Genomic DNA, 15,407 nt, shown 5'->3' on the forward strand with positions numbered 1-15,407 from the left:
GAATTCACCTCTATTAAATGACTTTCGTTAATTCTTAATAAATTCGAGTGGAGACTGAAGAACACTTGATTTATTTTCCTCGAGCTTTTGAAAAAAACCAATCAGTTTGTCAACATCCAATCCTTCAAAGCAAAAGGAGAATTCAGCAGGTTCTTTGATATAGACCCGCTTCCGATTGCGATATTCAGGATGTTTAATAAAACAAGCTAAAGCAACAATATCCTTTAACTCAACGTCTCTCGTTCCAGCATTAAAAATTGGATTCTGTTGAAACGGTGTGAATTCTTGAATATTTTCTTCAAAATATCGAAGATATAAAACATGAAAAACACGTTCTTTTCCATTTTCTTCAATCACTAATTCACTTCGATTGAAGAAGTCTTCTGAGGTATTGGGCTTCTCCTTTTGCAATTCATATCCACTACTGCCTTTGATGAGCAAGTAACCACTCCTCCCCATCTTTCCGTTTCCGAAAGATATTTTATGTAATATAATGAATAATGGGAAAATAATTAATTTTTATTTCATTTTACCATATATCCGGAAAAATGGTTAGCAAAACTAAGCTTCAAATTTGCTTTCAAATCGCTCGAAGAATAGATCTGCTTCTTCTTGAACATATTCATCATCTACTTTTTCGGGTAGCGGCGGAAGCTCTTCAATGCTTTTTAATCCAAAATAATCAAGAAATTCCTTCGTCGTTCCATATAAATAAGCTCTCCCAGCTCCCTCTGCTCTACCTACCTCTTTTATCAACGCTTTCGAAGTCAGCGTGTGAAGAGGTCTTTCTGTTTTCACACCGCGAATTTCTTCAATTTCAATTCGTGTAATCGGTTGTTTGTAAGCAATTATCGCTAAAGTTTCAAGAGCAGCCTGTGACAATGCCGTTGTGTGCGGGGACTCGACCAGTTTTTTTAAATAAACAGCATGCTCCTTCTTCGTTGCTAATTGAAAGGTGCCTGCAAGTTGAACAAGCGTAATCCCTCTATTTTTATTTCCATTGTATTCATCAATTAATTCCTGTAATACCTGGTCAGCAAGTATTTCATCAATTTCAAGAACTTGAGATATCTGCTTGATAGTCAGTCCTTCGTCACCAGCTGCAAACAACAAGCTTTCTACGATACCTTTCCAATTAATTAACTCCACTATTATCTGCTCCTTTTCGCTTCAACAAAGATTTCAGCGAAATTGTTCTCCTGTTCAACAACAATTTCATTTAGTTTCATTAACTCTAAAACCGCCAAAAAAGTCACAACAATATGTTCCTTGTGTGGAATAGGAAATAAATCATCAAACCGTATCCGACCTTTTGTATTCCTTAAGTCACTGATAATTTCCTTCATTCTTTGTTCAATAGGTATCTCCTGACGGGTTATTTTCGTTAGCAATGGTTTTTGCAGTCTTTTTCGCCGTAGTAGCTTTTGCAGAGCCCCTAGCATATCATACAAGGAAACATTTAATTCAGGCTTCATTTCAACTTCAACATCTTTGGCATACTCGGTTAAATCGCTCGGCGGTTTTGTAAACATCAAGCCCCGTTCTTGTTCGAGTGATTTTAAGTCATCAGCTACGTCTTTATATTTTCTATATTCAATCAGTCGTTCCACCAGTTCTTCGCGTGGATCTTGCTCCATTTCCAATGCTAGATCATCGTCCAAGCCATCTTGATTATGGTTTGGAAGCAGCATTTTACTTTTAATTTCTAATAAGGTCGCTGCCATTACAAGAAATTCACTAGCAACATCCAGCTGCAGTTCTTTCATTGTATGAATGTATATTAAATATTGCTCGGTGATTTCTGCAACCGGTATATCATAAATATCAATTTCAAGATGGTTGATAAGATGCAGAAGTAAATCGAGCGGTCCTTCAAATGCATCAATCTTTACATTATATTGCATGAGTTCCACCAATACTTTTCATTATTGTTATATCACTATTAGCTGATAAGCATACGTTCTAACAAGGGTCTGTCATTTCTTACGATAAGCTACTAATTAGTATAGTGGATACATAGAATGAATCCAATAGTAAATTCGGTAAGCTGTTACGATAAACCTGTGATACACTTATACTTGGGGAGGGGAGCAAAGCATATGACATTTCCACAGGAATATATTGATTTCATGGTACATTTCCATGGGAATCGCGACTATTTTGAATGCCATGAAATATTAGAAGACTATTGGAAGGAAGTTGACAGCAGAAATAAAGACTCTGTCTGGGTTGGGCTTATCCAGCTGGCTGTTGCCAATTATCATCATAGACGCGGCAATTTTAACGGTGCACTTCGCACATTGAAAAAGGCTTTTCAAATTATCTCTTCAAATGAGGTACTTATCCAACAACTCGGACTTGATTCAAACCTTCTCCTTACTCAAATAAGAGCTCGGGTAGCCGATATTGAAAAAAGACACGAATACCAAAGTATGAATCTTCCTATTCAGTCCAATCAATTACTAGAGCAATGCAAAAAACGCAGCCAAGAGTTACAAATGGCGTGGCTGTTAGAAAGTGACTTAACGAATAACCAAATCGTGCACCGTCATAAGGAAAGAGATCGGACAAACGTAATCGAAGAACGTAATCAGGCCAAACAGAAAAAAACAAATAGAAGGCAGTGAGCATACGCCACTACCTTCTTTTTATTCACATTTATGAAAGAAATCCTTCGTTTCTTCATTTGCTGTTATATGCTTATTTGGATATAACTCCTTTAACGCCTTCACCATATTCTTTCCGATTCCTTGACTGCGGTGTGATGGATTAACAGAGATATGATGAATGATGATTGTGGCTTCATCAATCCATATTCCACCTAGAAGGCCGATGATATCTTCGTCTTCCTTCCATAAGAACAAGCGCCAATTCTCATCTGATTCATACTGTTTAATGGTTTGCTGCAGCTTTTTTATATCCTTTTCATTTGGCATAAAAGATAATAAGCCCATAGCAATTTTTTCAAAAGTTTTTTTATAACGAATTAGCATCATTAATCCCTCATTAATAAAACATTAAATCTAGTTTTACCATTTCAAAAGATTTTTAAACTACTTTCCCCGATACGAATCAATACTCTATTTTTTTATACTATAATATCATACATAATTTAACTTCATCTTTCAATCATTAATCGATACAGAAATATTACGTTTCCATTAAATTAACTTCATTAACCCATATGTTTCCTACAATAATAAATAATTCCTGCTTCTATGTCCAATTTCAAATAATTCCTTTTCTTTCACGTAAAAGTTTCGTATGATTGTGTTGCATTACTGTAAACTGGATATCCTACAGATAGGCATTTTTGATAATTAATCATGTAAAGCTGAAACTGTTATGCCTAAGGCCTCGTCTATTTAATGGATCATCCTGATTAAACAAGGAGAAGATATCATGAAAAACTTAAAGATTACGACTCTACTCATTTTTTTCCTGCTTATTTTTCCATTTCGCGGATTTGCTGATGTCGCAGTAGGTGATGTAATTATCACGCTTGGAGAAAACTTAACAGAAGAACAGAAAAATATGCTTCTGTCAGAAATGAATGCACCGGATAACGCGACAATTATTACTGTTTCAAATGCAGAGGAACATCAGTATTTAGGAAACTATGTATCTAAATCACTTATCGGAACTAGGGCTATTTCCTCTTCCGCTATTACAGTAGCCAAAAAAAACTCGGGATTAGAGGTTGAAACCAATAATATTAACTGGGTAACAGACGAAATGTATATAAACTCCCTCATTACTGCAGGGGTTAAGGACGCAAAAATCTATATTACTGCTCCATTTGAGGTTTCCGGTACTGCTGCATTAACAGGTATTATTAAAGCATACGAAGTATCAGCAGATACAGCCATCCCCGAGGATGTCAAACAAGCTGCAAACGAAGAAATGGTCAAATCCGCAGAATTAGGTGACGAAATCGGTACCGATAAGGCAACTGCCCTCATCACAAAAATCAAAGAAGAAATGGCTAATAACCCGCCAGAATCGGAAGCTGACCTAAGAACGATTATTGAAAATGCAGCTAAAGAGCTTGGCATTACGTTAACTGATGCTCAATTTCAGAGCTTACTTGATCTTTTTAACAAGTTAAAGGAATTAAATATTGACTGGAATCAAGTCGGAGATCAATTGACAGTGGCTAAGGACAAACTGACAAATTATCTTGAAAGCGAAGAAGGACAAGGTTTTCTTGAAAGTCTAAAACAGTTCTTTATTAATATTATTGATGCCATTAAAGCCATTTTCTCTAAATAAAATAAACGCTAAGCATCCTACAGATGCTTAGCGTTTATTTTTTCGTTTAGAGACAGGTCCAGCCTTACTAAATCTTCATAAGTTTCTCTTTTCACAACTAAAGTAGATTTACCATTTTCAACAAATACAACAGGCGGTCTTGGAATTCGGTTATAGTTGTTTGCCATTGAATAGCCGTACGCTCCTGTACAGAACACAGCCAATATATCCTGATCATCTGTTTCCGGCAATGGTAAATCCCAAATCAGCATATCGCCTGATTCACAGCATTTACCAGCAATGGAAACAACTTCTGTCGGTTTTTCAAGCGGTTTATTTGCCAAAACAGCCTCATATTTCGCCTGATATAGAGCAGGTCTGATATTATCAGTCATTCCTCCGTCTACTGCCAGATACTTTCGTACATTTGGCACTTCTTTTCTTGATCCAATTTTGTATAGTGTAATGCCGGCATCCCCAACCAATGAACGGCCTGGCTCGATTCCAATTTCAGGTACATCCATTGCATATTTTTCAGCCTGCTTTTTCACTTCAGCAATAATTTCAACTACATAATCCGCAGCTGCTTTTGGATCGTCCTCACTTGTATAACGGATACCAAAGCCTCCACCAAGGTTTAATATAGCCGGTTCAAAGGAAAAATTAGTTTTCCATTCATTTAGCTTTTCGAAAATCTTCTGGACGGCAAGTGTAAAGCCTGTCGTTTCAAATATTTGTGAACCAATATGACAGTGAATACCAGCTGCAACTAACCATGAAGATTGTATCACTTTTCGTAAAGCTTCTTCTGTTTGTCCATTTTGCAGACCAAATCCAAATTTTGAATCTTCCTGTCCAGTTAATATATAATCATGTGTATGTGCTTCAATCCCAGGGGTTACCCTTAGCACAACATCCATTTTTTGTTTCTTTTCAGCACATAATTCCTCAAGCCTGCTTAGTTCATAAAAGTTATCAACAACAATATAGCCAATCTTATATTGAAGGGCCATTTCCAGTTCTTCTCTGCTTTTATTATTTCCATGAAAATGTACACGTTCCATTGGAAAATCAGCTGCTGCTGCTGTGAATAGTTCTCCACCGGATACAACATCTAATGACAGTCCTTCTTCCTCTGCCAATTGAACCATCGCTACAGTTGAAAAAGCCTTACTAGCGAATGAAACCTGTGCATTGATTCCATTCGTAACAAATGCTTCACGAAAACTTCTGGCTCTTTGTCTGATTAATGCCACATCGTAAACATAAACCGGTGTTCCATATTCCTTCACCAATTCTACTGTATCTACACCGCCTATTTCTAAATGGCCTTTATCATTTACTGCGGTGGTTCCATAATAGTACATAACCGTCCCTCGTTCCTATAACTTAGCTGTATCAATGCGTATCTATATCTACATTCCACACTATTTTAAAAAATACTTTATCATAACATAGTTTAAATCGCAATATGTTAAATAATCTAATAATTATAGCAATATTGTCCAGACTTGAGCAGCAATAAACAGAAGCATGCCTGCTTCTGTTTCATCACTGACGCGGCTGTCTGATTCGGTTCTGCGTTTTAATAATACTAGGTCTAATTTGCGAACCAGGTATAGCCCTGCGGACTATTATTTGCATAAACGCCTTTGGATGAAAAGGAAGCAAAGGCCACAAATACGGTGTATTGAAGGATCTAATTCTAGAAAGAAAAATTAAATAAATCGTGACTCCTACCACTAAACCAAGGGTATGGAATATTGCAACCAAGATAAGAATAAACAGCCGTGCGAGCTTATTTGCAATACTTAGCTCATAGCTTGGTGTCGCAAAATTCCCTATCGCTACTACCGCTATGTATAATATAACTTCCGGTACAAACAGCCCGACATCAATAGCAATTTGTCCGATTAAAACTGCTGCAACTAAACCCATTGCATTTGACAAAGCTGTCGGTGTATGGATGGCAGCCATTCGTAAAAATTCAATTCCGATATCAGCTAAAAAGATTTGTGCAACAACTGGAATGTTTGTTAACTTATTTGGTCCAATAAATGATATTTTTTCAGGTAATAGATGCGGTTCCAAAATAAATAAAAACCATATAGGCAATAGAAAAAGGGATGAGGCAATTCCTAAAAACCTTACCCAGCGGACAAATGTCCCCACACCGGGAGATTGACGAAATTCCTCTGCATGCTGCATATGATGAAAAATCGTTGTTGGTGTAATGATGACACTTGGAGAGGTATCTACATAAATAATGACATGCCCCTCTAAGAGATGTGTTGCTGCAACATCTGCACGCTCGGTATAGCGGACTAGCGGATAAGGATTATAGCCTTGTTTTAACAGAAACTCCTCAATGGTTTTATCTGCCATTGTCAATCCATCAATCTTAATAGCCTGGAGTTCCTTTCTAATAATTTCAACCAGATTTTGATCTGCAATTCCGTCAATATAACCGATGGCTATATCCGTTTTGCCTCTTTCACCGACGCGCATAATTTCAAACCGTAAGCGCTCATCTCTTATTCTTCTTCTTGTTAGAGCAGTATTGATAATGATATTTTCAACAAAGCCATCTCGTGACCCACGGACGACTTTTTCAGTATCAGGCTCTGTCGGCGTGCGCCCAGGATAAGAGCGGACATCAACCACAAGTCCTTTACCAACACCGTCTACAACAACACAAATTAAGCCGGAAAGAACCTGATCAACTAATTCATCCATTGTCTTAATCTGTGTAACGGATTGGTGAACGAGCCTGTTTTCAACAATATCGAATAAATTTGTTGAAAGCTTCTCATTATCATTTATTTTTACCAGCTGTTCGGTTATTTCAATAATAAAACTTGTATCACATAAACCATTCACATAATAGAAGTGAACATCCTTTTTTAGTATTTTTAACTTTCTAACCCCTAAGTCGAAGCTTTTTCCCAGCCCGACGTTTTCCTTCATAAACCTTTCAATTTCCTGTACTGATTCAGAAATTGGTGTTTTGTCCTTTGTTTCTGTTCCCATCATAACCACTCCTTTCCAGAATGAGTTCTACTGCTTTTCGGGTAATAGGAGAACCCTTTTCAAAGTGATCCTTTCCAGCCATTTTTCCAATATCCCCAATCCCAACAATTATCGGAACCTTTAATTCATCAAGACAATAAACGGTATCTCCATAAATTTTCCCCATTTCCATTTCTTGTATTCCATATTTATCTACTCCATTAGCAGTTATTTCTCCATCACGATCAATGCATACATCAACCCTCGTCCACTCTTCATGCCTTGGATTTGCTGCAACAGCAATAACACCCAGCACCTCGATATCCTCATGTTCTGCAACATATTTTAATGCCCTTTCGCCAGAACCCTCACCAATAAAACCGCTATCATCAAACATGACAAGGACTGGGTCATGGGCTGTTTTTTTGATTTGCTTTACAATAACAGGACCATCCAATACAGATGGATTCCCATTTGAAATAGAGAGACATCGGCCGCCAATTTCCTTTGCTACAATTTCAAGTGACTTACGAGCATACTTATCTCCATCTGTAATTAAAATAACGCGTCGTTTTGCACTATCCATATTTTGATGTCCTTTCGGGTAAAAGTATCTATGCTATTGATCCACAAAATACATCCAATGAAATAATGAACCTAATATTTTTCCAAATACAAGCGCCATTAATAAAATCGCAATTTTATCGTCTACTCCTATTCTTTTCGCTAAAATAGGCCAGACATTGAGTACTTCTGTTAATGCTCCTGCCATCATACCCACAAAGATACCGCCTGCTAGACCAAAAATGATTAAAATGTAAGGAAAAAAGTGAAAATGCGGGTTTTGTAATACTGCTACTGTTCCTGCAATAGCACCAACCACGACACTCCATTCATACAGTTGAATCATTTTCATCGTTTTCGTTAATTGTGTAAGGCGTGGTATAATGCCAAGCACGGTTAAAAAGGCAACATATCCAGCCCCTACTGATAATCCCCCTGCAAAGCCGAGAAAGATGATAAACAATGGTTTAATGATCATGGAGCTTCTTCATACTCTCCTTATTTTCATGCATAATTACGTATTGATCGAGATCCTGTTGATAGTTAAACATTTCAACTTCGAGGGGGCTTGGTTCTTCATTGAGCCTTTTCTTAAAGACATGATTAAAGAAAATAATCATCCCAAGACCTAATCCTATCGAATAGGGAATTTGAAACAGAAGCGGCTTTTCATTATCTTGACCTGTAATCATTTTATAGAGCTTTTGGTGTACACTTTGCATACTCACATCCTCATGAAAATTCATAATGGTCAGCATTGAACCAAAGAATAATAAAAACCATGTGAGTACAAATAAAAAAAGAGACACTTTCTTTTTCTTAAAGATTACCTCCACAATTGTTTGTGATGGTCCAACTACCTGAACCTCAATGGATGCATCAAATTTGGCTATCTCAGCAATTACCTTCATTACATCAATAATGATAATATTTCTGTCTTGATCAGATATGCTGTAAATAAGGAGTTGATTTAACTGTCTTTGCAGCACATCTTCGGCAATGATTTGAGTGATATCCTTCAAATATATCTTCTCATTCGGTCGAACAAATACACGGTTACGAAGCCGAATATAAACCGTTTTTTCCAACTCGCTCACATCCCACACAGCAATTTCCTTTACTCATTAGTATTTCTTACAAATTAATCCTCATTACCTCCAATAATTGGTATATCTTTGTTAGGAAGGATTTTTGACTCATCCGTGTGAAATGTATTTCACACGCCTTTCAGCACAGCTGAAAGGTGCTGAATAGAAATGAAAAGGCAGGAGAAAACTCGTTTTCTCCTGCCTTTTCATTTCTATTCAGCTTAGATGAGTCAAAAATCAACAATGTATATATTATTACGAAAAACCGTATGGAGCTAAATATCCATACGGTCTTTCATTTGCTGCAATATTTTCTTTTCAAGCCTGGATACCTGGACCTGTGATATCCCGAGTCTTACCGCAACTTCTGATTGCGTTTGATCCTTGTAGTAACGCAAATAAACGATTAAACGTTCGCGATCCTCCAATTCTCGAATCGCTTCTTTAAGTGCAATTTTATCAAACCATTTCCCTTCATTTCCATCATCAATTTGATCAAGTAATGTAATGGGGTCCCCATCATTCTCATAAACAGTTTCGTGAATGGAGGAAGGTGTACGGCTTGCTTCTTGAGCCATGATAATATCCTCAGCCGGAATTGATAAAAAGTCAGATATCTCATTTACAGTTGGTACCCGGCCTAAGTTTTTTGATAATTCATCCTTTGCCTTACGAATTTTATTTCCCATTTCCTTCAATGAACGACTTACTTTAACTGTACCATCATCACGAATAAAACGTTGAATTTCTCCAATAATCATCGGAACGGCATAGGTTGAGAATTTTACATCATACGATAAATCAAATTTATCAACAGATTTTAACAAACCAATACAACCAATTTGAAAGAGATCATCCGGTTCATATCCCCGATTTAAAAAACGCTGCACGACAGACCAGACAAGCCGCATATTTTTCTGGACAATCATGTCTCTTGCACTTTGGTCCCCATCTTGGCTTTTTTTGATCAATTCCTTCACTTCATGGTCTTTTAAATAAGGTTGTTTCTTTTCTGATTTAACCTCCACATCCATAGGCAGGACTCCTTAATTACAAAGCATTTTGCTTGTTGATAAATGCTTCCTTAATCGGATCTCGGTACCTTTACCTGGCTGCGATTTAACTTCGATGTCGTCCATAAAATTTTCCATAATCGTAAACCCCATTCCAGACCTTTCTAATTCAGGCTTTGTTGTAAAAAGGGGCTGGCGCGCCTCTTCTACATCCTGTATTCCTATGCCTTCATCTTTGATACTTAACTCGACATATGCATCCTCAAGCGAGACAGAAATATAGACAATTCCATTTGGATCACTCTCATAACCATGAATAATCGCATTTGTAACAGCTTCGGATACGACCGTTTTAATTTCTGTCAATTCATCCATTGTTGGATCAAGCTGCGCAACAAAGGATGCCACTGTTACTCGAGCAAACGATTCATTTTGGCTGAGTGCACTAAATTGAAGCTGCATCATATTTTTCATTTTCAGGCAACCCCCAATCTTTGCAAAGCGTTTTCTTCTGTAGGCTCAAGACGAATAATTTTAAATAAGCCTGACATATCAAATAATCTTTGAACAGACGGGGAGATTGCACAAACGACCATCTCGCCATGCAGCTGTTTTATTTGTTTATAACGTCCCAGTATGACACCCAAACCAGAACTATCCATAAAAGACAAATGTTCTAAATTCAAAATAATATGATGGATATCATGATCTTCTATTGCGTTTATTGCCTGTTTACGGAGCTCATCTGCTGAATGGTGATCCAGTTCTCCGGACAATCGAATACATAAGACGTCTTGCTTCACTTCCAAATCAATGTTCAGACTCACTATTCGTTAGCCTCCTTATTTATGTGCTCTTTCCTAGTGAGTCAATTCGATATATGCTTCTTTATTTCCTTCACCAAAACAAAACTAGTGACCATTCGCTAAAAAAAGTACGCTTCCCTTTTCTTTTCGACACTGAACCGTATCGCTCAATTCAGCTGCTAAACTTTGTGCTTACTCACTCTTCGTAAAGATACCAAACGAACGCTTAAATAAGACCCACCATCCAGCTTCATTAATATCTTCTTTGGCTACCAGCGGACTCTTAACCAATGTCTCGCCATTTTTCTTTATCGTCAGCGTGCCAATTTGGTCGCCTTTTTTAATAGGAGCCTTTAAATCCTTTTTCAGGCTTACCTTTTGCTTGATATCCTCAATCGTTTCACCTTTTTTCGTTAATATAGAAATAGACTCACTTGTTACCATTTCTACTTTCTTCTTTTGACCCTTGCTAACCTTTGTGGCACCCATTACATGATTTCGTTCGAAAATAGGATGTGTTTTATATTGATTAAAAGCATAATCAAGCATTTTCGTTACTTGTGCATTACGATCCTTAGAGGTAGGAGCCCCAAACACAACCGCAATGACACGCATTCCATCCTTTTCAGCTGTAGCTGTTAAACAATACATGGCTTCTCTTGTAAATCCTGTTTTTAACCCGTCTACACCTGGATAAAAGCGAACAAGCTTATTTGTATTAACAAGCCAGAACTTTTTATCCGTATTTTCTCGTAAATATGCTTCATAGGTTCCGGTGAATTTTGTGATATCTTCATACTTCAGTAATTCTTTTGCCATTAAAGCCATATCGTGGGCCGTACTGAAATGATCCTCAACAGGCAGACCCGTCGTGTTTTGAAACCTTGTATCTTTTAGTCCTAGTTCTTTGGCTTTTTTATTCATCATGTCAACAAAGGCATCTTCTGAACCCGCAATTCTTTCAGCCATTGCAACAGATGCATCATTACCTGAACCGATGGCAATTCCCTTTAACATTTCTTTTACAGTCATTTCCTCGCCGGGCTCCAAGAAGATTTGCGAACCACCCATGGATGCAGCATATTCGCTCGCTCGAACTTTCTCATTCATGGTGAGCTTCCCTTCATCCAGCGCCTCCATAATCAATAGCATTGTCATTATCTTCGTCATACTAGCGGGCGGCAACTGCTCATTACTATTTTTCTCATATAAAACCTTGCCTGTATCACGTTCTATTAAGATAGCTGACTTTACATTTTCTGCTAATTGAACACCCTTTTCTTCCGCGGAAGCAAACGGTACGGCAACTGCTGTTAACATCATAATTGTAAGCAAAATAGAAACAAGTCGTTTCATCACAAACCCCTCCATTCTTCTATAAATTTCATTTTTTCCATAAAAACCAAATTTATACAAAAGGAGTAAAATGATGGAAGTTTTTTTGGCGAAAAATAAAAAAACACAAAGGAATCCTATTCCTTTGTGCGAGTCATCTCCTATTTAATTAATTCTTTATAAAAGCTCGTTCCAAATTGAGGGAGTCTAACAGCAAAATTCTCTGCTATCGTTGCCCCAATATCAGCAAAGGTATCTCGTAATGGAAGCTCTCTTCCCGCTTTCATTTGCTTGTTGTACACAATCAGCGGTACATATTCACGGGTATGGTCTGTTCCTGCGTGGGTTGGATCATTTCCATGATCTGCTGTAATAATCAGCAAATCATCATCACGCATGCTATCAAACACTTCCGGAAGACGAAGATCAAATTCTTCAAGAGCTTTTCCATAGCCAATTGGATCACGTCTATGTCCATATAAAGCATCAAAGTCAACTAAGTTAACAAAGCTCAAGCCAGTAAAATCGATCTGGAACGACTCAAGCAGTTTATCCATGCCATCCATATTCGAAACGGTACGAAAATGCTTGGTAACTCCCTCACCATCGTAAATATCATTTATTTTCCCAATGGCAATAACGTCAAGATCTGCATCCTTTAATTCATTCATAACTGTCCGGCCGAACGGCTTTAATGCATAGTCATGACGATTTGCCGTTCTTTGAAAATCACCCGGCTGCCCTACAAATGGTCGGGCAATGATACGTCCAACCATGTATTTTTCGTCGAGAGTCAACTCGCGGGCAATCTTGCAAATTTCATATAATTCTTCAAGCGGGATAATTTCTTCATGTGCCGCAATTTGCAGGACTGAGTCTGCCGATGTATAAACAATCATTGCTCCCGACTTCATATGCTCTTCCCCAAGCTCCACGAGTATCTCTGTTCCACTTGCCGGCTTGTTCCCAATGATTTTCCTGCCTGTCTTTTCCTCTAATGCTGATAGCAATTCTGCAGGAAAACCGTTTGGAAAAACGCGGAATGGTGTTTCAATATGAAGGCCCATAATTTCCCAGTGTCCTGTCATCGTATCTTTTCCGTTCGACGCTTCTTTCATCTTTGTATAAAGGCTGAGCGGCGTCTCCACCTTTTTAATTCCTTTAATTTCTTCGATCAATCCGAGGCCAAGCTTCTCCATATTTGGCATGTTTAAACCATTCATTTTCTCAGCAATATGACCTAATGTATGTGAACCTTTATCACCAAATTGTGCAGCATCCGGTGCCTCTCCAATTCCCACTGAATCCATTACAATTAAAAAGATTCGCTTATACTTAAATGAAGCCGTTGACATTCTAATACCTCCATATGTGAATTTATTCCTTTTTCTGAACCTGTTTATTTACAGGAATCGTATACTTAGGATTCCCCCTTTTTCCAGCAATAACCTTTCAATTGCTTAGTTACTATGATTCATTAATCAGTAAAGAAAAAGCCGCCATTTCTTCTGGCAGCCTACGTAACATTTGCAAACTCTTTCAATCTATTAAGCACGTGGATGGAACTGACTATAAACATCCTTTAACCTCGTTTTTGTTACATGTGTATAGATTTGCGTAGTAGAAATATCCGCATGACCAAGCATCTCTTGAACTGCGCGGATATCTGCACCATTTTCTAATAAATGAGTAGCAAATGAATGTCTTAACGTATGCGGTGTCAATTCTTTCTCTATTCCTGCTTCACGGACAATCTTTTTTAATATTTTCCAAAAGCCCTGCCTTGTTAATTGTCTGCCATGATGATTCAAAAATAAAGCACTATCCTGTTGTTTTTTTGAAATGAAATGGTGTCTGCCTTTTTGTATGTATTGTTCAAGTGCATCAATCGCTGTTTTCCCAATCGGAATTATACGTTCCTTATTCCCTTTTCCAATACAGCGTACAAACCCCATGGTTAAATGGACATCTTCCATCTGTAAGCCTATTAACTCGCTGACACGAATCCCTGTTGCATACAATAATTCCAGCATCGCCTTATCTCTTATTCCATAATGTTCACTTGTATTGGGTGAATCAAGCAGAATTTCTACTTCCTCAAGACTCAAAACTTTTGGAAGTGTCCTTTCTAACTGTGGTGTCTCAATGTGAACAGATGGGTCATGATCGCATACTTTTTCGCGAAGTAAAAATTGATGGAAGGCTCTAATGGAAGCAACATGCCTTGCCAGTGTTCTTGATGATTTACCCTGTTCCTTTAAATGCCCTAAAAAGTGAACAATGTGAACACGCTGTACATCATTAAAGCTTTTCAACTGCTCAACCTTCATTATATAGTGCATGTAGCTCTTTAAATCCCGTTCATATGAAACAATGGTATTTTGCGCCAGACCTTTTTCTACAATTAAAAAATGGGTAAAATCCCTTAACTGGTCTTCCATTTATACATTACTCCCCATTTAGATAGAACAAAACTAGCCGGTCTAACCAGCCTGAATTGTCATTATCTTCTACAGTTGTCACCTTAATGGCTGAGCCTTTTGGCTCATCGTAGCGATGGTACTCTGCATATTCCTCATTTAACCACATAATAGCATAATAAAAAAGAATTGTGCATCCTGTAAATAAGACAAATACCTTCAAAGTTTTTAGCAGCATTTTAAACCAAGTTTTCATGTTTTTCCTCTTCCTCCACCAATAATAGCTTATGTGAATTTCAGTTTGACTAAAATATTCATATTCATACATATGCCATGTTGGACAGGTTTTATACATTAGAAAAAACAAAAACCTCTTCTATTAACCGAAATAGAAAAGGTTTTACAATTATTTTTGGCTTGGCTGCTTTTTTTCCTGACAACGATAACAAATACCATGAAACGTAAGACGGTGATCTTTTATCTTAAATTTCCAGTCACGCTCTACCAATTGCTCTACATCATCCAATAGATCCTGTTGAATTTCGTCTACTGATCCACATTCAATACAAACAAGGTGATGATGAAAATGCGCTGCTCCTTCTGTACGAAGATCGTAACGAGAAACACCATCGCCAAAATTAATTTTATCTACTATTTTTAATTCTGTTAGCAATTCTAATGTACGATAAACAGTTGCTAAACCTATCTCAGGCGACTTTTCTTTTACTAGGAGGTAGACATCTTCAGCACTTAAATGATCTTCTTCATGCTCCAATAAAACACAAACGGTCGCTTCACGTTGTGGTGTTAATTTATAGCTAGATGAGTGCAGCTGCTTCTTAATTCTTTCTATTCTAGTTTCCATATCGAAGGTCCCTCCTCGCCACGTTCATTCTCATTATAGCAGATGAGGGCATGGAG

19 protein-coding genes are annotated in these 15,407 nt (G+C 37.6%); 2 read left to right on the top strand and 17 right to left on the bottom strand.

Translation table 11 applies throughout. The features are described 5' to 3' along the window. Positions 1-27: 27 nt before the first annotated feature. The 3 genes from ACHUFV_RS06800 to ACHUFV_RS06810 all read right to left on the bottom strand — a co-directional run bounded on the left by ACHUFV_RS06800 (position 28) and on the right by ACHUFV_RS06810 (position 1,904). On the bottom strand, positions 28-441 hold the full coding sequence (locus ACHUFV_RS06800; protein ID WP_394232831.1) for a hypothetical protein: 414 nt from the start codon (positions 439-441) through the stop codon (positions 28-30). A gap of 120 nt (positions 442-561) precedes the next feature. Next, a complete protein-coding gene (gene scpB, locus ACHUFV_RS06805; RefSeq protein ID WP_394232832.1) occupies positions 562-1,149 on the bottom strand; it encodes an SMC-Scp complex subunit ScpB in 588 nt (195 codons plus the stop codon). Positions 1,150-1,151: 2 nt separating this feature from the next. Beyond that, the gene (locus ACHUFV_RS06810; RefSeq protein WP_394232833.1) at positions 1,152-1,904 is read right to left on the bottom strand and encodes a segregation/condensation protein A; all 753 of its coding nucleotides are present in this window, start codon (positions 1,902-1,904) and stop codon (positions 1,152-1,154) included. A gap of 195 nt (positions 1,905-2,099) precedes the next feature. Between ACHUFV_RS06810 and ACHUFV_RS06815 the strand changes: the two genes are divergently transcribed. Continuing rightward, the gene (locus ACHUFV_RS06815) at positions 2,100-2,627 is read left to right on the top strand and encodes a DUF309 domain-containing protein (protein ID WP_394232834.1); all 528 of its coding nucleotides are present in this window, start codon (positions 2,100-2,102) and stop codon (positions 2,625-2,627) included. A 21-nt stretch (positions 2,628-2,648) separates the two neighbouring features. Here the strand turns inward: ACHUFV_RS06815 and ACHUFV_RS06820 are convergent, their stop codons facing one another. Further along, positions 2,649-2,993, bottom strand: a complete 345-nt coding sequence (locus ACHUFV_RS06820; RefSeq protein ID WP_394232835.1) for a GNAT family N-acetyltransferase — start codon at positions 2,991-2,993, stop codon at positions 2,649-2,651. Between the two features lie 409 nt (positions 2,994-3,402). Between ACHUFV_RS06820 and ACHUFV_RS06825 the strand changes: the two genes are divergently transcribed. Beyond that, on the top strand, positions 3,403-4,272 hold the full coding sequence (locus tag ACHUFV_RS06825; protein ID WP_394232836.1) for a DUF1002 domain-containing protein: 870 nt from the start codon (positions 3,403-3,405) through the stop codon (positions 4,270-4,272). A gap of 17 nt (positions 4,273-4,289) precedes the next feature. On the opposite strand, the gene lysA is transcribed toward ACHUFV_RS06825, so the two are convergent. From lysA to fur, 13 genes are all read right to left on the bottom strand, one after another. After that, positions 4,290-5,618: a diaminopimelate decarboxylase gene (lysA, locus tag ACHUFV_RS06830; protein ID WP_394232837.1), complete on the bottom strand. Its 1,329-nt coding sequence runs from the start codon at positions 5,616-5,618 to the stop codon at positions 4,290-4,292. A gap of 184 nt (positions 5,619-5,802) precedes the next feature. Further along, the gene (locus ACHUFV_RS06835; protein WP_394232838.1) at positions 5,803-7,281 is read right to left on the bottom strand and encodes a spore germination protein; all 1,479 of its coding nucleotides are present in this window, start codon (positions 7,279-7,281) and stop codon (positions 5,803-5,805) included. Further along, complete coding sequence (gene spoVAEA / locus ACHUFV_RS06840) at positions 7,244-7,846, bottom strand: stage V sporulation protein SpoVABEA (RefSeq protein WP_394232839.1); 603 nt, start codon at positions 7,844-7,846, stop codon at positions 7,244-7,246. Before spoVAEA ends, ACHUFV_RS06835 begins: the two co-directional genes overlap by 38 nt. 33 nt (positions 7,847-7,879) lie before the next feature. Continuing rightward, on the bottom strand, positions 7,880-8,302 hold the full coding sequence (locus tag ACHUFV_RS06845) for a stage V sporulation protein AB (protein ID WP_394232840.1): 423 nt from the start codon (positions 8,300-8,302) through the stop codon (positions 7,880-7,882). Next, positions 8,292-8,912, bottom strand: coding sequence for a stage V sporulation protein AA (locus tag ACHUFV_RS06850; protein ID WP_394232841.1), 621 nt, complete (start codon positions 8,910-8,912; stop codon positions 8,292-8,294). Before ACHUFV_RS06850 ends, ACHUFV_RS06845 begins: the two co-directional genes overlap by 11 nt. Positions 8,913-9,187: 275 nt before the next feature. Further along, the gene (gene sigF / locus ACHUFV_RS06855) at positions 9,188-9,946 is read right to left on the bottom strand and encodes an RNA polymerase sporulation sigma factor SigF (RefSeq protein WP_394232842.1); all 759 of its coding nucleotides are present in this window, start codon (positions 9,944-9,946) and stop codon (positions 9,188-9,190) included. Positions 9,947-9,958: 12 nt separating this feature from the next. Further along, a complete protein-coding gene (gene spoIIAB, locus ACHUFV_RS06860; protein WP_394232843.1) occupies positions 9,959-10,399 on the bottom strand; it encodes an anti-sigma F factor in 441 nt (146 codons plus the stop codon). Positions 10,400-10,401: 2 nt separating this feature from the next. After that, complete coding sequence (spoIIAA, locus tag ACHUFV_RS06865; protein ID WP_394232844.1) at positions 10,402-10,752, bottom strand: anti-sigma F factor antagonist; 351 nt, start codon at positions 10,750-10,752, stop codon at positions 10,402-10,404. Between the two features lie 171 nt (positions 10,753-10,923). Further along, positions 10,924-12,087 (bottom strand): D-alanyl-D-alanine carboxypeptidase family protein, encoded by a 1,164-nt coding sequence (locus tag ACHUFV_RS06870; RefSeq protein WP_394232845.1) that lies wholly within the window; start codon positions 12,085-12,087, stop codon positions 10,924-10,926. 140 nt (positions 12,088-12,227) lie between these two features. Further along, positions 12,228-13,421 (bottom strand): phosphopentomutase, encoded by a 1,194-nt coding sequence (gene deoB, locus ACHUFV_RS06875; protein ID WP_394232846.1) that lies wholly within the window; start codon positions 13,419-13,421, stop codon positions 12,228-12,230. Positions 13,422-13,613: 192 nt separating this feature from the next. Continuing rightward, positions 13,614-14,507 (bottom strand): site-specific tyrosine recombinase XerD, encoded by an 894-nt coding sequence (gene xerD, locus ACHUFV_RS06880; RefSeq protein ID WP_394232847.1) that lies wholly within the window; start codon positions 14,505-14,507, stop codon positions 13,614-13,616. 7 nt (positions 14,508-14,514) lie between these two features. Continuing rightward, positions 14,515-14,742: a YqzK family protein gene (locus ACHUFV_RS06885; RefSeq protein ID WP_394232848.1), complete on the bottom strand. Its 228-nt coding sequence runs from the start codon at positions 14,740-14,742 to the stop codon at positions 14,515-14,517. A gap of 150 nt (positions 14,743-14,892) precedes the next feature. Continuing rightward, complete coding sequence (gene fur / locus ACHUFV_RS06890; RefSeq protein WP_394232849.1) at positions 14,893-15,351, bottom strand: ferric iron uptake transcriptional regulator; 459 nt, start codon at positions 15,349-15,351, stop codon at positions 14,893-14,895. Positions 15,352-15,407 lie beyond the last annotated feature (56 nt).

The organism is Niallia oryzisoli, assembly GCF_043641075.1.
Lineage (GTDB): Bacteria > Bacillota > Bacilli > Bacillales > Cytobacillaceae > Bacillus_BD > Bacillus_BD oryzisoli_A.